The 18,747-nt window shown below is 56.5% G+C and carries 18 protein-coding genes; 13 read left to right on the top strand and 5 right to left on the bottom strand.

Features of this window, described 5'->3' with window-relative positions; all coding sequences use genetic code 11:
* Positions 1-243: 243 nt before the first annotated feature.
* From J2X72_RS21620 to J2X72_RS21670, 11 genes are all read left to right on the top strand, one after another.
* The gene (locus tag J2X72_RS21620; protein ID WP_310075345.1) at positions 244-1,806 is read left to right on the top strand and encodes an FGGY-family carbohydrate kinase; all 1,563 of its coding nucleotides are present in this window, start codon (positions 244-246) and stop codon (positions 1,804-1,806) included.
* 29 nt (positions 1,807-1,835) lie between these two features.
* Complete coding sequence (locus J2X72_RS21625) at positions 1,836-3,611, top strand: thiamine pyrophosphate-binding protein (protein WP_310075347.1); 1,776 nt, start codon at positions 1,836-1,838, stop codon at positions 3,609-3,611.
* A 118-nt stretch (positions 3,612-3,729) separates the two neighbouring features.
* Entirely contained in the window at positions 3,730-4,812 is a 1,083-nt protein-coding gene (locus J2X72_RS21630; RefSeq protein ID WP_310075350.1) for an ABC transporter ATP-binding protein, read from the top strand.
* A 9-nt stretch (positions 4,813-4,821) separates the two neighbouring features.
* On the top strand, positions 4,822-5,889 hold the full coding sequence (locus tag J2X72_RS21635) for an ABC transporter ATP-binding protein (RefSeq protein ID WP_310075352.1): 1,068 nt from the start codon (positions 4,822-4,824) through the stop codon (positions 5,887-5,889).
* A gap of 2 nt (positions 5,890-5,891) precedes the next feature.
* A complete protein-coding gene (locus J2X72_RS21640; protein WP_310075355.1) occupies positions 5,892-6,758 on the top strand; it encodes a sugar ABC transporter permease in 867 nt (288 codons plus the stop codon).
* A gap of 88 nt (positions 6,759-6,846) precedes the next feature.
* A complete protein-coding gene (locus tag J2X72_RS21645) occupies positions 6,847-7,665 on the top strand; it encodes a carbohydrate ABC transporter permease (protein WP_310075514.1) in 819 nt (272 codons plus the stop codon).
* On the top strand, positions 7,665-8,072 hold the full coding sequence (locus J2X72_RS21650; RefSeq protein WP_310075357.1) for a DUF2160 domain-containing protein: 408 nt from the start codon (positions 7,665-7,667) through the stop codon (positions 8,070-8,072). Before J2X72_RS21645 ends, J2X72_RS21650 begins: the two co-directional genes overlap by 1 nt.
* A gap of 66 nt (positions 8,073-8,138) precedes the next feature.
* Entirely contained in the window at positions 8,139-9,863 is a 1,725-nt protein-coding gene (locus J2X72_RS21655) for an ABC transporter substrate-binding protein (RefSeq protein WP_209998569.1), read from the top strand.
* A gap of 133 nt (positions 9,864-9,996) precedes the next feature.
* Positions 9,997-10,989, top strand: coding sequence for a GAF domain-containing protein (locus J2X72_RS21660; RefSeq protein WP_310075362.1), 993 nt, complete (start codon positions 9,997-9,999; stop codon positions 10,987-10,989).
* Positions 10,990-11,151: 162 nt separating this feature from the next.
* Positions 11,152-12,669 (top strand): aldehyde dehydrogenase, encoded by a 1,518-nt coding sequence (adh, locus tag J2X72_RS21665; RefSeq protein WP_310075364.1) that lies wholly within the window; start codon positions 11,152-11,154, stop codon positions 12,667-12,669.
* A gap of 71 nt (positions 12,670-12,740) precedes the next feature.
* The gene (locus tag J2X72_RS21670) at positions 12,741-13,073 is read left to right on the top strand and encodes a DUF779 domain-containing protein (RefSeq protein ID WP_210005458.1); all 333 of its coding nucleotides are present in this window, start codon (positions 12,741-12,743) and stop codon (positions 13,071-13,073) included.
* 104 nt (positions 13,074-13,177) lie between these two features.
* Here J2X72_RS21670 and J2X72_RS21675 read toward each other — a convergent pair whose 3' ends face one another.
* From J2X72_RS21675 to J2X72_RS21690, 4 genes are all read right to left on the bottom strand, one after another.
* Positions 13,178-13,318: a hypothetical protein gene (locus tag J2X72_RS21675; RefSeq protein ID WP_210005460.1), complete on the bottom strand. Its 141-nt coding sequence runs from the start codon at positions 13,316-13,318 to the stop codon at positions 13,178-13,180.
* 64 nt (positions 13,319-13,382) lie between these two features.
* A complete protein-coding gene (locus tag J2X72_RS21680; RefSeq protein WP_210005461.1) occupies positions 13,383-13,766 on the bottom strand; it encodes a type II toxin-antitoxin system VapC family toxin in 384 nt (127 codons plus the stop codon).
* Positions 13,763-13,963 (bottom strand): type II toxin-antitoxin system VapB family antitoxin, encoded by a 201-nt coding sequence (locus tag J2X72_RS21685; RefSeq protein WP_106667672.1) that lies wholly within the window; start codon positions 13,961-13,963, stop codon positions 13,763-13,765. Before J2X72_RS21685 ends, J2X72_RS21680 begins: the two co-directional genes overlap by 4 nt.
* 922 nt (positions 13,964-14,885) lie before the next feature.
* Entirely contained in the window at positions 14,886-15,884 is a 999-nt protein-coding gene (locus J2X72_RS21690) for an alcohol dehydrogenase catalytic domain-containing protein (protein ID WP_310075371.1), read from the bottom strand.
* A gap of 180 nt (positions 15,885-16,064) precedes the next feature.
* On the opposite strand from J2X72_RS21690, the gene J2X72_RS21695 reads away from it, so the two are divergent.
* The gene (locus J2X72_RS21695; protein ID WP_310075373.1) at positions 16,065-16,268 is read left to right on the top strand and encodes a hypothetical protein; all 204 of its coding nucleotides are present in this window, start codon (positions 16,065-16,067) and stop codon (positions 16,266-16,268) included.
* A gap of 88 nt (positions 16,269-16,356) precedes the next feature.
* On the top strand, positions 16,357-16,698 hold the full coding sequence (locus J2X72_RS21700; RefSeq protein ID WP_310075375.1) for a hypothetical protein: 342 nt from the start codon (positions 16,357-16,359) through the stop codon (positions 16,696-16,698).
* Between the two features lie 451 nt (positions 16,699-17,149).
* On the opposite strand, the gene J2X72_RS21705 is transcribed toward J2X72_RS21700, so the two are convergent.
* Positions 17,150-18,595 (bottom strand): EAL domain-containing protein, encoded by a 1,446-nt coding sequence (locus J2X72_RS21705; protein ID WP_310075377.1) that lies wholly within the window; start codon positions 18,593-18,595, stop codon positions 17,150-17,152.
* Positions 18,596-18,747: the final 152 nt, after the last annotated feature.

Consider the following 18,747-nt stretch of genomic DNA (forward strand, 5'->3'; position numbering starts at 1 on the left):
GCACACTTATAATTACAAGTCATGGTTTTGGAAAGCGGCTCATGCATGTCGCGAATACGAAATGTGCCAAAAAATGCCAATTACGTTGAGGAAATTAGGAATGCTCCAGAATTTGAAATGGGTGATTGACTATTGTGAAAGTTCGGATAGGTTAACTCATAATAACAAGTTGTCGCGATCCAAAGTGCGAATTTTGGCAGTGCTCAGAGGAGTGGGCGAGTAAAGCGGCAAGAGGGAGGAGAAATGCGTGAGCGCCTCATCGGCATAGACGCCGGCGGGACAATGACGAAGGTTGCTCTGTTCGATCCTTTCGGAAACGAACTGGCATGCGAGCGTCGCCCGAACAAAATGTTGTTTCCCAAAGCGGGCTGGACCGAACGCGACGCCGACGCCATGTGGCAGGCGACGTGCCAGGCGATCCGAAGCGTAATGGAGAAGACCGGCACTGCGCCGGAGCAAATCATTGCGATCACACCATCAGGATTTGGAGCGGGTGTTTTCATCGTCGACAAGGAAGGGCGGCCGGTGCGCAACGGCGTTGTTTCCACTGATTCCCGCAGCGCTGCCCTGATTGATGAATGGTCGAAGACAGGTCTGTCGAAGGATCTTTCGACACACATACAACAGCAGATATGGCCCGGACAGACCTTGGCTCTGCTGGCATGGTTCTCGCGATTTGAACCACAGACACTCCACCGCGCCGCACACGTCCTTCTGTGCAAGGACTTTTTGAGGATGCGGCTGTGCAACGATATTTCCACGGATGCAACGGACGGCGGCTGTGCCGGTATTATTGATGTCAATACCGGTACAATCGCGAGCACCGCACTTGAACAGCTCGGCCTCGGCGAGTGGATCGGTAAGCTGCCGCCGGTCTTGCCATCGACAGATATTGCCGCAGGTCTGAGCGAAGCTGCCTCACGTCAGACTGGGTTAATTGCCGGTACGCCCGTGGCGCGGGGCGTTTACGATGTAGTGGGCTGCGCACTTGCGTCAGGTGTCACGGCTCCCAACCAGCTGGCCGTTGTGGCGGGAACATTCAGTATCAACTCCACGCTACATCATCTCCCAACCTTGAACCCGCTTCCGACTATTCAAGCGGCCTACCCGGTTGCCAGGACCTTTCTTGCGACATCAGCCACGCCCACATCGGCAAGCAACCTGGAATGGATGTGTAAGACGATGCTTTCAGCAGAGGGTGATCGCGCCTTGCAGGAAGGTAAATCCATCTATGATGTTTGCAACGCATTGGTAGATATCGCCCTCAAGAAGGACAACGATATCTTGTTTTTCCCCTTCCTTTTTGGCGGTCCTCAAGGTGCTCCGGGAGGCTTTCTCGGTCTGACGGCTGACAACGATCTAGGTGACGTAATGCGAGCCGTCTATGAAGGCATTGTCTTTGCGCACAAGTACGACCTTGAGACCCACCTGGAAGGACCTGATGCGGCCATCCCCGACGTCGTGCGGCTCGCTGGAGGACCGTCGCGGAGCAATGTGTGGGCGCAGATGTTCGCGGACGGCTTAAACCTTTCCGTTGAGATAGCCAACGGTACGGAATTCGGTGCCAAGGGTGCTGCCATATGTGGCGCTGTTGCAAGCGGGCTTTATGCGGACATTGAAACGGCAATCGAGAAAATGGTCGTGGTCGAACGGCGCTTTGATCCCGTTACCGAAAGGGTATCTGCGATTGAAGAAAAGTATTCCACCTACAAGGAAACGGTCACCAGCATCGCTGCCATCTGGAACAAACCGACAAGAAGCAAAACGTCGCTCCCGCCGGGCAGTAAACGCGCCTTGGCACACTAACACACACAAACACGCAGGGAAGAATTGTAATGGCTCATATAGGAGATCTGGTATCGGAAATGCTGGCGCAATATGGCGTGGAGCTCATATTCGGCATGCCCGGCGGCCAGACGACAGCGTTGCATGACGGCATCTCTCGCCGTACCGACCGAATTCGTCATATTTTGATGCGCGACGAGCGCAATGCGGCATATGCGGCTGACGCTTATGCGCGTTTGACCGGGAAGCCCGGTGTTTGCGATGTGACAGTCGGTCCGGGAGCCAATCTGCTCTCCGCTGGATTTGTAGAAGCCCTGAATGCCTCCATTCCAATGATTGGCATTGTCGGTGAATTGCCGCTCGACTGGCTGCCGCTTAAAGACAAAGGAATTGCCTCCCAAGGCTTTGACCAGCTGACTTTCTTCAAATCCATTTCGAAGGAAGCTTGGCTGGTTCCATCCGTGGCAGCGCTGCCCGAACTGATCCGGACAGCGTTTCGCACAGCCACGTCACCGCGCCAAGGTCCGGTTGCGTTGATCATACCACACGACATATTTGATGCAGAATGGGATGAAGAGAAAATCAAGATTGCAATCGACGATCGAGCGATCCGTGCGCCCTACCTACGCTCGGCGCCGCCTGCGGGACCGATCCAAGAGGCTATTAGCCTTATTCGCAGGGCCAAACGGCCGGCACTGGTGTGCGGCGGAGGCGTACATGGATCGGACGCAACCATGGATGTTGGTGTTTTCGCAGAAAAACTCCAAGGGCTCGTAGTCACCAGTTTGACGGGCCGCGGCGCAGTAGCAGAGACACTGCCATACGCCGCTGGCGCATTGAATCCGCTTGGTTCCTGGGCAGCTATCGAGCTGATCAAAGAGGCCGATCTTGTGATCTGGTGCGGCTCGAAAGCCAGCCAGAATACCGCGATGAATTGGACATTGCCTCTTCCAGAACAGGCTACAATCACCATCGATGCGGACCCATTGGAGCATGGACGAACGTTCCGTCCGACAGTCCCACTGTTAGGCGATGTCCGTGAGACGCTCAGTCTGTTAAACGCTGCGCTCGATGATCAGTCGCATCCTCAGTGGATCGAGCGCATTAGCGCGGTAAAGGCGGAAGGCGAAGAACAAAAACGCATCGAAATTGTTAGCGACCAAGTTCCGATCTCGCCGCCACGTGCAATGTTCGAGCTGGCAAAGCGTCTTGGTGAAGACGATATCGTGATCTCTGATGCCAGCTTCTCTGCGGGATGGATCGCCAATTTTCTCCCGGCCAAGAAGGCCGGCCGTAGCTTCCTTTATGCACGCGGACAAGGCGGACTGGGATATTCGACCCCCGCAGCCGTTGGTGCAGCTGCCACACGCCCTGGTGTCCGTGTCGTCACCGTGGCCGGAGATGGAGGGTTTTCCTACACGATCGGCGAATTGGCGAGCCAGCTGCAACATAAGCAACGGGTCGTGAACATTGTCCTGAACAATGGTCGGCTCGGTTGGATTCAGCTGTGGCAGGATATTTTCTTCAAGAACGTTCAATCTGCACTATTGGAGAACCAAAGCTGCAAGCCTGGATTTGCGGCTGCAGCGCAGGGTTTAGGTCTTGAAGGCTTTTACGTTGAAACACCCGACCAGATCGGGCCCGCTCTGGACAAGGCTTTTGCTTGCGATGGTCCATCCGTCGTTGAAATTCGCATCGATGATCTTGCAACCCCCATTCACAGTTTCAAACGGCGGATGAAAGAGGGAGCAAGCGAACCACGGCCTCGGCCCGGAACCGTCTACAAATTGAGAGACTGGAAGATATCGCCAGCACTGGAGGAGTAGGCATGGCTGGCGATCCAAAGTCAGGAGGGGCCTAAGGATTCACCGCATTTCATCTCCGGTGGAGGCGGGAGATATGAAATGAACAAGGCTCAGAATGAAGCATGAGGGAGGAGTTGGAATGTTGGAACTGCGGAATGTATCCAAGGTAGTGGGCGGAAAACCCCATCTCAGCGATATATCGCTGACTTTGGAACATGCAACGCTGAACGTCCTGCTCGGGCCGACCCTGTCCGGCAAGACCAGCCTCATGCGCATCATGGCAGGATTGGACGTGCCGACCTCCGGCTCGGTCTGGTTCGATGGCAAGGACGTGACAGGCGTGCCGGTCCAGAAGCGCTCGGTCGCCATGGTCTATCAACAGTTCATCAATTACCCGGCCTTTACGGTCTACGAGAACATTGCTTCGCCGATGCGTGTGGCCGGCGCCGACAAAGAGACAATCGACCGCGAAGTGCGCAAGGCCGCCGAGATGTTGAAACTTACGCCCTTCCTCGATCGGACGCCGCTCAATCTTTCCGGCGGCCAGCAGCAGCGCACTGCGCTGGCGCGCGCTATCGTAAAGAACGCCAAGCTGGTTCTGCTCGACGAGCCGCTTGCCAATCTCGACTATAAGCTGCGCGAGGAACTGCGTCAGGAATTGCCGAGGATTTTCGCCGAGTCCGGTACGATTTTCGTCTATGCCACAACCGAGCCACACGAAGCCTTGCTGCTTGGTGGCAACACGGCGACCTTGTCCGAAGGTCGAATCACCCAGTTCGGGCCAACCATCGATGTCTTCCGCCGGCCCGACGATCTGATAACTGCACAGACTTTTGCCGATCCGCCACTCAACACGATCGCGCTGGCGAAGTTTGGCAAGGCATTTCAGCTTGAAGGCGGCGTTGCGCTACCGGTACCCGCACATCTCGCGGCGTTCGCCGACGGTACATATACGATCGGTTTCCAGCCGCATCATGTGAATACGAGCCGCAGGAATCCTGACGAGATCGGCCTCAAAGCAACGGTCACGGCTACCGAAATCACGGGTTCTGAAAGCTTTGTCCACCTCTCCTTCGCCGACGCGCGTTGGACGATGCTGACGCATGGCATCCATATCTATGCGCCCGATGAGGAGATCGATATCTTCATCGACCCGCGCAATCTGGTGATTTTCGACGCGAGCGGCAATTCCGTCAGCCGTCGCCAGAAGCTGGCGGCATAGGGGGGAGCCATGGCACGCATCGACCTCAACCATATTCGCCACGCCTACGGTGCCAACCCGAAATCGGATAAGGACTATGCGCTGAAGGAAGTGCACCACAGCTGGGAAGACGGCGGTGCCTATGCCCTGCTCGGACCGTCCGGTTGCGGCAAGACTACGCTCTTGAACATCATATCCGGGTTGATCCATCCCTCGCACGGACAATTGCTGTTCGACGGCGTCGACGTGACGAACCTGTCCACGCAGGAACGCAACATCGCGCAGGTGTTTCAGTTCCCGGTCATTTACGACACGATGACCGTTTACGACAATCTCGCCTTTCCTTTGCGCAATCGCGGCGTTCCGGAAGCGGAAATCGATCGCAAGGTGCGCGAGACGCTGGAGATGATCGACCTTGCCAGCTGGGCCAAAAAGAAGGCCCGCGGCCTTACCGCCGACCAGAAACAGAAGATTTCGCTCGGCCGCGGGCTCGTCCGTTCCGATGTCAACGCGATCCTTTTCGACGAGCCGCTTACCGTTATCGACCCGCACATGAAGTGGGTGCTCCGGTCGCAGTTGAAACAGTTGCACCAGCGCTTCGGCTACACGATGGTCTATGTCACGCACGACCAGACGGAGGCGCTGACCTTCGCCCAGAAAGTCGTGGTCATGTATGACGGCGAAATCGTGCAGATCGGCACGCCGGAAGAACTGTTCGAGCGGCCGAAACACACATTCGTCGGGTACTTCATCGGCTCGCCCGGCATGAACGTCATGCCCGTGAAACTTTCCGGCGGGATCGCTCAGATCGGCAGCCATCAGATCCAGCTGCCTTCGCCGGCGATGCCTGCCAATGCTAAGATCATCGAGCTTGGCATCCGGCCAGAATATGTGCGCCTCGGGCGCACCGGGATGCCGGTAAAAATTGCCAAGGTCGAGGACATCGGCCGGCACAAGATCGTCCGGACCCGGCTCGAAAACCAGGACATCGCCATCATTGTCGAGGAGGGCGGGGATATTCCGGCCGAACCGCACATCGCCTTCGATCCAAAAGGCATCAACATCTATGCCGATAGCTGGCGCGTGGGGGGACAATAGCCATGGAGAAAACCTGGAACAACAAAGCCTGGTTCATGGTCTTGCCCGTACTGCTGCTCGTGGCCTTTTCAGCTGTCATCCCGCTGATGACCGTGGTCAACTATTCGGTGCAGGATACTTTCGGCAACAATCAGTTCTTCTGGGCTGGCACCGACTGGTTTGACGAAATCCTCCACTCCGAGCGCTTTCATGCAGCGCTCGGGCGCAATCTCATCTTCTCCTTCATTATCCTTGCGATCGAGATCCCGCTGGGCATCATCATTGCGCTCAATATGCCGCGCAAGGGCTGGGGGGTTCCCGTCTGTCTGGTCCTGATGGCACTGCCGCTCCTCATTCCGTGGAACGTAGTCGGCACGATCTGGCAGCTCCTGTGCCGATCTGACATTGGATTGTTGGGCTACTCCTTGGCGAAAATGGGCATTGCCTATAATTATGCTGCCGATCCTGTCGCGGCCTGGTTTACGATTGTAATCATGGATATCTGGCATTGGACGAGCCTCGTCGTGCTTCTTTGTTATGCCGGTCTCGTGTCCATTCCCGATGCATTCTATCAGGCGGCAAAGATCGATGGCGCCTCACGCTGGGCGGTATTCCGTTATATCCAGTTGCCGAAGATGAACCGCGTTTTGCTTATCGCCGTACTTCTGCGCTTCATGGACAGTTTCATGATCTACACCGAACCCTTCGTCGTCACCGGCGGTGGACCAGGCAGTTCGACGACGTTCCTGTCGATCGATCTCGTCAAGATGGCGGTCGGCCAGTTCGACCTCGGGCCTGCCGCGGCCATGTCGATCGTCTACTTCCTGATCATCCTGCTGATGTCGTGGGTCTTCTACACCGTCATGACCAATTACGATGCGGAGCGCTGATATGAATGTTAACGACGCGAGCCTTCCACGGACATCCAGGCATGACGACATCCAGCAAGGAAAAATCGCAAAGGCGCTGGCGCGACAGATGCGCAAGCGCGGCGATGAATCGAAGTTCTGGTGGCTGATCCCGACGCTGTACATCATCTTTTTGATGCTGCCGATCTACTGGCTCATCAATATGAGCTTCAAGACAAACAATGAGATCATGAACTCATTTGCACTTTGGCCGCAGAACCCGACCCTGAACAATTATGCGGTCATCTTCACCGATCCATCCTGGTACAAGGGTTATATCAATTCCATCATCTATGTGATGATGAACACGGTGATCTCGGTGCTGGTGGCGTTGCCTGCAGCCTATGCCTTCTCGCGCTACCGGTTCCTCGGCGACAAGCATTTGTTCTTTTGGCTGCTCACCAACCGCATGGCGCCGCCTGCCGTGTTTGCGTTGCCGTTCTTCCAGCTTTATTCGGCCTTTGGCCTGATCGATACGCATGTCGCCGTAGCGCTGGCGCACTGCCTGTTCAATGTACCGCTCGCGGTGTGGATTCTCGAAGGTTTCATGTCCGGGGTCCCCAAGGAGATCGATGAGACGGCTTATATCGATGGCTATTCATTCCCGCGCTTCTTCGTGAAGATATTCGTACCGCTCATCGCCAGTGGCATCGGCGTTGCCGCCTTCTTCTGCTTCATGTTCTCGTGGGTGGAATTGTTGATCGCCCGCACGCTGACGACCACTGCGGCCAAACCGATCGCTGCCATCATGACCCGCACGGTTTCCGCCTCCGGCATGGATTGGGGCGTTCTGGCCGCGGCCGGTGTGCTGACGATCATCCCGGGCGCCATCGTTATTTACTTTGTCCGCAACTACATCGCCAAGGGCTTCGCCCTGGGGAGGGTTTAATGGAATCGACCAGGCGTTGGCCTGTAGTGCTGGCGGCTGTCGTCGCCGCTTTCGCAATCATGGTCGGGCTGCTCGTGGGCGCCGTCCCTCTCAAGGACGGCGCGCGTGACTGGTTCGCTCCATTGGTCAAAGGCGGTTGGATGGCCTGGACCTTCCCGACCGCACTATTTTTCCTGACCATTTTCTTTCTGATGTCGCTGATGGCCGTCTGGGAATATGCCTCGCCGGGCGGCAATCCGCGTGTTGGTATCCTGCGCTTTGAAACCACACGCGGCGATCGCCTGTTCGTGTCGTTGCTCGGCAGCGCCTTCATTCATCTCGCCTGGCTTGGACTTGTCGGTCCGAACCTCTGGTGGGCTTTGGCTTTATCCGTGGTCTACGCCATCGGTGTATTCCGCTATGTCTAGAAATTAAGTGTAGGGCATCCCGCCCCGCACTTGACGATGCAATCGCAACTCTGGGAGGACACTATTATGCGAACGCGAATTCTAACGACAACCACAGCCTTGGCGCTGCTGTTCGGTGCAGGCAGTGCCTGGGCCGGAATGGACGAAGCCAAGGCATTCCTGGACAAGGAGATTGGCGACATGTCGACCCTCGACAGGGCGGCACAGGAAAAGGAAATGCAGTGGTTCGTCGACGCGGCGAAGCCCTTCGCCGGTATGGACATCAAGGTGGTTTCCGAAACCATCACCACGCACGATTACGAGTCCAAGACACTCGCCAAGGCCTTCACAGATATCACCGGCATCAAGATCACCCATGATCTGATCGGTGAAGGTGACGTGGTCGAAAAGCTGCAGACGCAGATGCAGTCGGGCGAAAACATTTATGACGCCTATATCAACGATAGCGATCTGATTGGTACGCATTGGCGCTATCAGCAGGCACGCAACTTGACCGACTGGATGGCAAACGAAGGTAAGGATGTCACCAATCCGGGCATCGACGTCGATGATTTCATCGGCAAATCGTTCACGACTGCACCGGATGGCAAGCTTTATCAATTGCCAGACCAGCAATTCGCGAACCTGTACTGGTTCCGCTATGACTGGTTCAACGACGAAAAGAACAAGGCGGATTTCAAGGCAAAGTATGGCTATGATCTCGGCGTACCGGTCAATTGGTCGGCTTACGAGGATATCGCCGAGTTCTTCACCGGCCGGGAGATCGATGGCAAGAAGGTCTTCGGCCATATGGACTACGGCAAGAAGGACCCATCGCTTGGCTGGCGCTTTACCGATGCGTGGCTTTCCATGGCTGGCAACGGCGACAAGGGTATCCCGAATGGTCTGCCAGTCGATGAATGGGGCATCAAGGTCAACGAAAAGTCACAGCCAGTTGGCTCATGCGTCGCTCGCGGCGGTGATACCAATGGTCCAGCCGCGGTTTACTCGATACAGAAATATCTCGATTGGCTGAAGGCCTATGCACCGCCGGAAGCTCAGGGCATGACCTTCTCCGAATCCGGGCCGATCCCCGCGCAAGGCAATGTCGCCCAGCAAATCTTCTGGTACACGGCCTTCACCGCAGACAGCGTCAAGGACGGACTACCGGTCGTCAATGCCGACGGTACGCCGAAATGGCGCATGGCCCCCAGCCCGCATGGCGTTTACTGGAAAGACGGCATGAAGCTCGGGTATCAGGATGCGGGTTCCTGGACGCTGCTTAAGTCCACTCCGGATGATCGGGCCAAGGCTGCGTGGCTCTATGCCCAGTTTGTGACATCGAAGACCGTCGACGTTAAGAAAAGCCATGTTGGCCTTACCTTCATTCGCCAGTCCACGCTCGATCACAAGAGCTTCACCGACCGTGCGCCAAAACTCGGCGGTCTGGTCGAGTTCTATCGCTCGCCGGCACGCCTGCAGTGGTCGCCGACGGGTACCAACGTTCCGGACTATCCGAAGCTGGCTCAGCTCTGGTGGCAGGCGATCGGCGATGCGTCTTCCGGTGCGAAATCCGCGCAGGAAGCCATGGACTCGCTGTGTTCCGAGCAGGAGAAGGTTCTCGGACGCCTCGAAAAGTCAGGCGTGCAGGGTGATATCGGTCCGAAACTGGCCGAAGAACATGACCTTGCCTACTGGAATGCCGATGCCGTCAAAAACGGCCATCTGGCACCCCAGTTGAAGATCGAGAACGAAAAGGAAAAGCCCCAGACCGTCAACTACGATGAGCTGGTCAAGAGCTGGAGCAAGTAAGTTCGGACGACATTGGCTGGTGGCGGAGGTGTCCGCCGCCAGTTGTGACGACAAAATCGACCGTTGACGGCAAGTCAAAGTAGCATACGCTGGCAATAGCGATGGTAGTTCGCTTGAACCTTGGGAGGAGGCCATGGCAACGCGGCATGATGGCTTGCATGCCGAACATATACAGTCCGCATTGATCGGAAGTGCCGCTGCACAATCTGCGCTGATCGCATCCTGGGGCCGTTCGATGCGTCTTTACGGTTTGAGTCCCGAAGAAGGCGCGCCGAATGTGCTCACCGACCGTGAACTGAAAGATGCGCGCGAACGGCTTGGATCATTAATCGATACCGCAGAGTCGACGCTGGACCGCCTTTATTCCGCTGTCGGTGGTGCAGGCTGCTGTGTCCTGCTCGCTGACAAGGATGGAGTTCCGGTTGATCGCCGCGGCTACGAAGGAGATGACGCGACATTCCGCACGATCGGTCTTTGGACCGGAGTAGTGTGGAGCGAGGAGAGCGAAGGGACCAATGGAATCGGTACCGCACTTGCCGAACAGAGGGCGCTTACCATCCACCGGGATCAACATTTCCGCAGCCGGAACACTGCGCTGTCCTGTACTGTTGCGCCGATTTTCGATCATCGGGGCCGCCTGATTGCGGCAATTGACGTCTCATCGGCGCGCCGCGACTTGACCGAGGATTTCGTCAAACTCATTGCTGTTGCCGTGGTTGATGCTGCGCGCAGGCTCGAGGCCGAGAACTTCCGGTTGGCATTCCCCAAGGCAAGAATTGTTTTGGCGCAAGGCGCGGACGCGGCAAGCGAACGAGCCATGCATGCACTGATTGCTGTGGATGAGGATGATCTCGTTATCGGCGCTTCCCGTGCAGCACGCCATATGCTTGGATTGACCGATGAATCGCTCCGCAACCCCTTGCCGGCTTCTGATGTTCTGGGCGAGCAAGCCAATGCCGAGCTCGATTATGCCACCGCAGAACGAGGCGCCATCCAGCGTGCTTTGGCACGTTCTGGCGGCAACATATCCGCTGCCGCAAACAATCTGGGCATCAGCCGCGCCACCCTGCATCGCAAACTGAAACGGCTCGGCTTTCCCGATAAGGTGTCGTTCAGCGATTTCTAATCGCAACTGTCGCAAAACTGCGACAGATCAACGACGGCCCTGCCTTGGCTGGGCTGACATACGGGTCATAGAGCGCGATCCTTGCCTTTGATACCGCAGGAGGCGGTGTTTTCAACGCAGCCGGTTTGCAGGAGCGAGCTGCGCTGCAAGGGAGGAGAATCCATGAACAAGATAGAGTTCCACCGCACAGCCAAACCCAATTTCAAAAAGCGCTATGGCAATTTCATTGGCGGAAAGTTTGTTGAACCCAATGCCGGCCGCTATTTTGAAAACACGTCGCCGGTAAACGGTCAGGTTCTTTGTGAAATTGCGCGTTCCGACGCAAGTGATGTCGATGCGGCACTCGATGCAGCCCATGCCGCCAAGCAAGCCTGGGGTCGTACGAGCGCTGCCGAGCGCAGCGCCATGCTCAACAAGATCGCACAGGTGATGGAAGACAATCTCGCTGTGCTTGCCCAGGCGGAAACCTGGGACAACGGCAAACCGATCCGCGAAACCACGGCGGCTGACCTGCCGCTTGCCATCGACCATTTCCGCTATTTCGCCGGTGCAATCCGTGCACAGGAAGGTGGTATCTCGGAAATCGATCACGATACGGTGGCCTATCATTTCCATGAACCGCTCGGTGTCGTCGGTCAGATCATTCCGTGGAACTTCCCGATCCTGATGGCGGTGTGGAAGCTTGCCCCTGCCTTGGCGGCGGGAAATTGCGTCGTGCTGAAGCCTGCGGAACAAACTCCTGCATCCATCCTGGTGCTCGCCGAACTGATCGCAGATATCCTGCCGCCCGGCGTGCTCAACATCGTCAGCGGCTTCGGCCTTGAAGCCGGCAAACCGCTAGCCTCGAGCCCCCGTATTGCCAAGATCGCATTCACCGGCGAGACGACGACCGGACGGCTGATCATGCAGTATGCCAGCCACAACTTGATACCGGTGACACTCGAACTCGGCGGCAAGTCCCCCAACATTTTCTTCAAGGATGTAACGGCCGAGGATGACGATTTCCTTGACAAGGCAATAGAAGGCTTCGTTATGTTCGCCCTCAATCAGGGCGAAGTATGCACCTGTCCGAGCCGCGCTCTTATCCATGAAGCCATCTATGACAAGTTTATGGAAAAGGCACTGAAACGCGTGGAAGCGATCGTGCAAGGCGATCCGCTGGATCCAGCGACTATGATCGGCGCTCAGGCTTCAAGCGAGCAGCTGGAGAAAATCCTCTCCTACATGGACGTCGGCAAACAGGAGGGCGCCGAGGTGCTGATTGGCGGCGAACGCAATTTGCTCGCCGGAGAGCTGGCGGGTGGCTACTACGTCAAGCCGACGGTCTTCAAAGGTCATAACCGTATGCGCATCTTCCAGGAGGAGATCTTTGGGCCTGTTGTTTCAGTGACGACCTTCAAGGATAATGACGATGCGCTGTCGATCGCCAACGATACGCTCTATGGTCTTGGCGCAGGGATCTGGAGCCGCGATGCAAATACTTGCTACCGCTTCGGACGTGCAATTCAAGCAGGGCGCGTCTGGACTAACTGCTACCATGCTTATCCGGCGCACGCGGCATTCGGTGGCTACAAGCAGTCTGGCATTGGCCGTGAAAACCATCTGAAGATGTTGGATCACTACCAGCAGACCAAGAACATGCTGGTCAGCTACAGCCCCAAAAAGCTCGGTTTCTTCTAAGTTTGCAGGCTAGCAATAGTCATCGGTGGCACTTTTTGCGCCACCGATGACTATTTGCCGGAGGGAGCACCATGGAAGATAAAGTCAGCGCTACACCTGCTGCGCTTGAACTGATAGCGACGCTTCAGTCGGAGCACGGGCCGATTTTGTTTCATCAGTCTGGCGGTTGTTGCGACGGCTCGTCACCGATGTGTTATCCAAACGGCGATTTTATCATCGGTGACCAAGATGTTCAGCTCGGTGAAATCGGTGGAGCTCCCGTCTACATCAGCGGCCCGCAATATGACGTGTGGAAGCACACCGAGCTTATCATAGACGTCGTCCCAGGCCGCGGCGGCATGTTTTCGCTCGACAATGGGCGGGAGGTGAGATTTCTGACGCGATCAAAAGTTTGCATCATCTAAGACGGTCCCCATCGTTTATTGTGGCCCATTAAGCCGTCAATTAGAAAGGCGCGGCACAAGTGCTGGTCGTCTCGCATTTGCCTTCGCTATCAGGAGGCGTCGGATCAATCGAACAGAATTCGTAACTGCTTGGCAGCCATCGAATGCTGCGTAGCCAGAATCAGGCCGTGGCTTGCGCCTTCCGGATCCCTGTTTCGCGCCCATGCCGAAACCGGACCGTCCGGTGTCGGCCCCAAATCGGTCATTCCAATCACGCCGGGCCAATGTCTGCTACTGGGCGTTTGAAATAAGGGCTTTGGTTTGGCAACTTTAGTTGGGACGATTTACGGGCAGGTGCGGTGAAGCGCCTGCCTTTTCGGCCGCTGCTCTTAGGCGCTTGTCTCTGGTCCATAAGGTCGCTCGCTGATCGAGAAGGACGGATGCCAGCAAGTGAGCATCGGTGTAGCCAATGCCGATGCTGAAAAGACTGTGGCGATCGATCATTGTCATGACTTCGTCGTGCGTGGCGACGACCGCCGCACGCTGCGCCGCCAGAAAAGCGATCACGCTGCCGCGATCCCTAAGGCTGCCAAGCGCCAGCTCACCGATCACGGCTGGGTGGCAAAGTAGGAGGTCGTCTTCGATAATCCTGCGCAGCTCCGCGTCAACACGACGAAAATGATCAATCCAGATCGAGGTGTCCGCGAGTATCACTTGGCCGCTGCGCTCCGGCGGCGCGGAGCTGCCTCAGCATCGGGCATAGTTCCTCCGAGCGCGATGAGGCGCTTTCCGGACTCCACACGGACAAGCGTTTCCAACGCCTGACGCACTAGGGCCGCAGTTTCATTTGTACCGGTCAAGAACCTAGCCTTCTCCATAAGCGTATCGTCGAGGTTAATAGTCGATCGCATGATGTAGCTCCCTAATTGAAGCGCGGAAAATAGCACCATTTGGTGATAAAATCTACGCCGGTTGCGGCATTTCTATGCGTTCACTGATGTGGCATCGAAAATTTCTTACCCGGAGGGTCGAAGGTCAAGTGCTATTGACTATCTACATACTGGCCGATCTGCCATCATAAATGGTGCGCTCACGGTTCGTATCCTTTCAAGGCGATCGCTTATTGGAGAGCCCCCTTAATGCCCACGTCTGCGCTGGAAAAAATGCTGGAGTTCTCGATACTTGCAGACGCTCCTGCACGCGCCTAGCAATTTGCGTTGCAGGCTTTTCGGTTTCTGCGCACCTCACAAATAGCCAAGTGGCATGCTTCGCCGCTCAATTTTAGCGGTTACCCGTCACTGCAACAACGCCATCGGTCTCGGCTATCCGGTGCATCCATACAGCATTGACCCACCTTCCGGTGCCTGAAGAGGAAAGATATCGCTTAAGTTCAAGGCGATGAGTGCGCCACCGGAATGCTAAACTCTCCGGCAATCATAATATCTGGCGGTACTGAGCGCCAGGAACAAAAAAGGACCGCTGCGGGAGGAGGTGCAGCGGTCCTGATTGTAAATGTACCGCGGGAGGAGGTGCAGCACATTTGGGTTGGGTTTCTGGGAGGAGAAGAACCCAACAACGCCAGACTACCTTAGGTCAAATTTGAGGCAATCCTTAATCATGCATAGCAGCTATGCAAATTGTTGCATTTTTCTTTGTCGCGACGGTCAGAAGTAGAAAAATCGGTCTTGTCACATAACCTGAGTTGAAGTGCGGTTTGCCTCTCTACGGTCTATTCAGGCAGTCGCAAACGTTGCGATGTTGCACTATGCCATCGCATCAAGACGATGGTGGCGGATGGCATTTGCTGAACGGTAAGAGCGAGGGGGACAACCTTTAATTCGTGAGGATAATTTTCGCCGCCTCAACCTCTTCCCGATCAATTTCAGCAAAGGCCTCGGCGCCGTCGTACATCGGCCGCGTTTCAATCCAGTTGAGCGGTCCAAGGCGACCGCAGGCGAGTAGCGAGACTGTCTCACGAAAATCTGCAATGGAGTAGCAGTAGGATCCGATGAAGGCGATTTCTCCAAGCGTCATCCGCCGTACGTCCACGCCTTCGGAACCCGGCAGCAGGCCGAGGTGGACGATGACGCCGCCGCGTCTCACCATTTTGAACGCCGCCGCACGGGTTTCGTTCGCGCCGACGGCGTCGAACACAAGATCGACAGACGCAGGCGAGGGTTCAGATGGGCTGTCCGGCTCGTAAGCCGTAATGCTCTTGCTGGCTGCGGAGGCGGTTGCGCGGCGCACGGCACTTTTTTCACCCAACATCACGGAGACCGCCCCTTGGGAGATTGCGACGAGCGCCGTCGCCAGCCCGATCGCGCCACCGCCGAGAACGACAACTCTCACCGCCGAGAGCGGGCGACGCAATCCGCGCATGCCGATCTGAACTGCGTGATAGGCAACCGCCACCGGCTCTGACAGCGCGGCGGTTACGAAGTCCATGCTGCCTGGAATCGCCACAACATTAGCTTCCGGTACGGCAATTCGTTCGGCAAAAGCACCCGTGTGGGGAGGAAGGCCGATATTGCGCTGCTCTTCGCACAGCTGCGGTGCACCGGAAAGGCATGCGGTGCATCGGCCGCAGGTCAGAAGCGGATTAACGGTCACGCGTCGCCCCGCCATGGCCCCGCTTTCCACCACGCCCGCCATTTCGTGGCCCATGATCATCGGCGGCACGCGGCGGGCGTCGTAGCCGTGATAACCGTGCATGTCCGATCCGCAGATGCCACAGGCATGCACCTTGAGCATGACTTCATCCGGTCCGGGTTGCGGCTCCGGCACATCGCGATAGTCCATGCTTCCCTTTCCCAGATACACCAGCGCCTTCATTAATTGTCCTCCAAACCTGTTGCATGGGATGCTTGTCAAATGAGGTACTGTATGTCAATAGTAACCCGAGAAGCGGTGGCATGGGCCTGACGATCAATCTCGAATTCACACCATGGACGACGCTGAACAATGCGGCCATGACCAGCCGCATCGTCTCCGAGGCCGCGCTCGAACGGCGAGATGCTGATCGACGTCATTCACGTGGCACGGTCCAAGACCACGCTCGCCGATATCCGCGCGAGCGATCCTGTCCGCATGAGCTATTTCCAGATTTGTGATGCGCCGCCCGGAATTCCCACGAGCCGGGAGGACCTGCTGTTCACCGCAAGGCAGGAGCGGCTTTTACCGGGCGAGGGCGGCGTCGATGTCGCCGGAGACAGGTAATTTCTCTGGGGTGACCTCCTCCACCAATCGTTAGCATCGTGTGGTTCACCATCGTTGCATTCTTCACGGAGGCAGCGATGGCGATGGAATGGACGATCACGATCGAAGGCAGGAACGAATTTGGGGAGGTTACCGCAGGCAGATCCAGATCGACAAAAGTTGGGAGCGCCTGCGCGACGGTGAGATAGGGCTGTCGATCGACGACGGCAAGACGATCATGAAAGCTCTGCAGAGTGCGGTTGTGAACCAGGAAATGGAAACCTGCGCTCTGTTTCGACGGGTCTGCCCCGACTGCCACACCTTTCGGCCGGTCAAAGACTACACAAAGCGTCGCCTTCGAACGGTCTTCGGCACGGTGGAAGTCAAGAACTCGCGATGGATGTTGTGCCAGGACTGCCACCCGGGATGGTGGGTGGGTTCACCGTGCTGAAGGAGATCTGCCCCGATCGTGCGACACCCGAGTTGTTGGAGCTGACGGCCCGGATCGGCAGCATGCTGCCATACCGGCAGGCCGCCAGGGTGCTTGCCGATTTCCTGCCCATTGAGCCGACCGAAACGCACGCGACCGTGCGCAAACCGACGATGCTCGATATTCGCCTATTATCGGCATTTTCAAAGGAGCGTTTATTCATAACTTTCCACGGGGACATGTCGGCGACCGGCACGACAACGCAATCGGCGTCGGCAGTGGTCCCGGTCCGGCTTTCTCACCTGAAACGTTCGAGCCGAAGCAGAAGTATTTGGCGTACGGAGCCAAGACGCAAGCCGATAGCAGACGGGCAATGGTTGAAAAGTTCATATCAACCAAGGCGACTGTGCCATCCACGGGTCATTTCAAGGACATGGCCATCAGTTTCCTCCATTGCCTTCTTACATCGTACTCATGGGTTCTCACCGCTTTTAACGTGCGAGGTTGGAAAAAGCGGATCAAGTGAACCAGAGACGCGCAGCAGGCGTTCGATACCCACCGGGGACATAGGACGGGACAGAAGAAAGCCTTGGAGATCATCGCAGCCGATCTGGCGTAGATAGTCACTTTGCTCGGTTGTTTCCACACCTTCCGCTGTCGTGCGAAGACCTTTTGCGTGGGCAAGATTAACAATGGCTTTGACAATATCTTCGTCATTGGCCGAGCGGCCGAAGCCCTGAACAAAGCTTCGATCGATCTTTATGCGATCGACTTCAAGCTTCTGCAGTCGTCCAAGTGACGAAAAGCCCGTTCCAAAATCATCAAGCGCGATGGTCACACCCAATGCGCGAAGCGCCCTGATGTTGTGTTCGCAATGTCCGGCGCTGTCGGTAAGAGTACTTTCCGTAATCTCCAGTTCGAGCCGGCGAGGATCCATACCGATTGCCAATAGCAGTTTCGCAACTTTCATCGCATAGGCCGGATTTCTCAATTCGACTGCCGAGACGTTTACCGCAAGGGTCTGGATTGGCCATGATCGCGACTCCGCGCAAGCCTGCCGCAGGACACGTTCGCCCAACGCTTCGATCAGGCCCGCGTCTTCCGCTATGGGTATGAACACTTCCGGTGCAATCCAGCCGCGTTCCGGATGTCGCCAACGCAGGAGAGCCTCAACCCCGGTGATACGCTGATCCTCGGCCGAATAAAGCGGTTGATACTCAACCTTTATCTGGGTTTCCGACTTCACGGCCTTACGCAACTCGCGTTCCCAGGCACGGCGCTGCTGCAACATGGCGTCCATCTCTTTACCAAACACCGCAAACCGGCTTCGACCGGCTGTCTTTGCGTGATAGAGCGCAATGTCGGCCTTTCTGACAAGCTCGTCGCCCGCAGTGCCGTCCAGTGGTGCGGTGGCGACGCCTATGCTTACGCCGATGAAGATATGATTTCCATCGATATCGAACGGATACCGGACAACGGTGATTATTTCCTCGCAAAGCGCTTCGAGCACCGAAAGTGCTCCGAAGTTGGGAACAATGATCGTGAATTCATCGCCGCCGACCCGGGCCATGAAAGTCTTCTGGTCGATGATGTCTTTGAGGCGCTTCGTGAACTGCCGCATGAGCTCATCACCCACCGGATGTCCGAGCGTGTCGTTGACCTGCTTGAATCTATCGAGATCGAGATACAGCACCGCCACCGAGGCATTCCTGATGGTTGACAGTGCCTCATCGAGCTTATCGTTGAAATGTGCCCGGTTGGGCAGACCGGTCAAGGAATCATGCAGTGCGAGAAACGTCATCCGCTCTTGGCTTGCACGCAACTTGGCGGATCTCAGGCGGAGGACCGCGAGGAGGATCGCCATGATGCCCAACATCAACAGCACAATGCCGACAAATGCCGGGCCAATTTGCGTCATGACCGTGGAACCGGGGCGATAGGGCTGCCAGATAAAATATCCAATGGTACTCCCGGCGGTGGACCGAAGTGGATAACTGTATTCGCCCGCTTGCAACGCGTCTTGTAATGAGTAGCCATCAAACGGAAACGGCTGTATGCGCCAGTCGGACG

The organism is Phyllobacterium sp. 1468, from assembly GCF_031455525.1.
Classification (GTDB): domain Bacteria; phylum Pseudomonadota; class Alphaproteobacteria; order Rhizobiales; family Rhizobiaceae; genus Phyllobacterium.

Bases quoted from the DNA above. Each gene is read 5' to 3' on its own strand.
- J2X72_RS21620 (WP_310075345.1), top strand. From the start codon at position 244: ATGCGTGAGCGCCTCATCGGCATAGACGCCGGCGGGACAATGACGAAG.
- J2X72_RS21625 (WP_310075347.1), top strand. From the start codon at position 1,836: ATGGCTCATATAGGAGATCTGGTATCGGAAATGCTGGCGCAATATGGC.
- J2X72_RS21630 (WP_310075350.1), top strand. From the start codon at position 3,730: ATGTTGGAACTGCGGAATGTATCCAAGGTAGTGGGCGGAAAACCCCAT.
- J2X72_RS21635 (WP_310075352.1), top strand. From the start codon at position 4,822: ATGGCACGCATCGACCTCAACCATATTCGCCACGCCTACGGTGCCAAC.
- J2X72_RS21640 (WP_310075355.1), top strand. From the start codon at position 5,892: ATGGAGAAAACCTGGAACAACAAAGCCTGGTTCATGGTCTTGCCCGTA.
- J2X72_RS21645 (WP_310075514.1), top strand. From the start codon at position 6,847: ATGCGCAAGCGCGGCGATGAATCGAAGTTCTGGTGGCTGATCCCGACG.
- J2X72_RS21650 (WP_310075357.1), top strand. From the start codon at position 7,665: ATGGAATCGACCAGGCGTTGGCCTGTAGTGCTGGCGGCTGTCGTCGCC.
- J2X72_RS21655 (WP_209998569.1), top strand. From the start codon at position 8,139: ATGCGAACGCGAATTCTAACGACAACCACAGCCTTGGCGCTGCTGTTC.
- J2X72_RS21660 (WP_310075362.1), top strand. From the start codon at position 9,997: ATGGCAACGCGGCATGATGGCTTGCATGCCGAACATATACAGTCCGCA.
- adh (WP_310075364.1), top strand. From the start codon at position 11,152: ATGAACAAGATAGAGTTCCACCGCACAGCCAAACCCAATTTCAAAAAG.
- J2X72_RS21670 (WP_210005458.1), top strand. From the start codon at position 12,741: ATGGAAGATAAAGTCAGCGCTACACCTGCTGCGCTTGAACTGATAGCG.
- J2X72_RS21675 (WP_210005460.1), bottom strand. From the start codon at position 13,318: ATGACCGATTTGGGGCCGACACCGGACGGTCCGGTTTCGGCATGGGCG.
- J2X72_RS21685 (WP_106667672.1), bottom strand. From the start codon at position 13,963: ATGCGATCGACTATTAACCTCGACGATACGCTTATGGAGAAGGCTAGG.
- J2X72_RS21690 (WP_310075371.1), bottom strand. From the start codon at position 15,884: ATGAAGGCGCTGGTGTATCTGGGAAAGGGAAGCATGGACTATCGCGAT.
- J2X72_RS21695 (WP_310075373.1), top strand. From the start codon at position 16,065: ATGCTGATCGACGTCATTCACGTGGCACGGTCCAAGACCACGCTCGCC.
- J2X72_RS21700 (WP_310075375.1), top strand. From the start codon at position 16,357: ATGGACGATCACGATCGAAGGCAGGAACGAATTTGGGGAGGTTACCGC.
- J2X72_RS21705 (WP_310075377.1), bottom strand. From the start codon at position 18,595: ATGACGCAAATTGGCCCGGCATTTGTCGGCATTGTGCTGTTGATGTTG.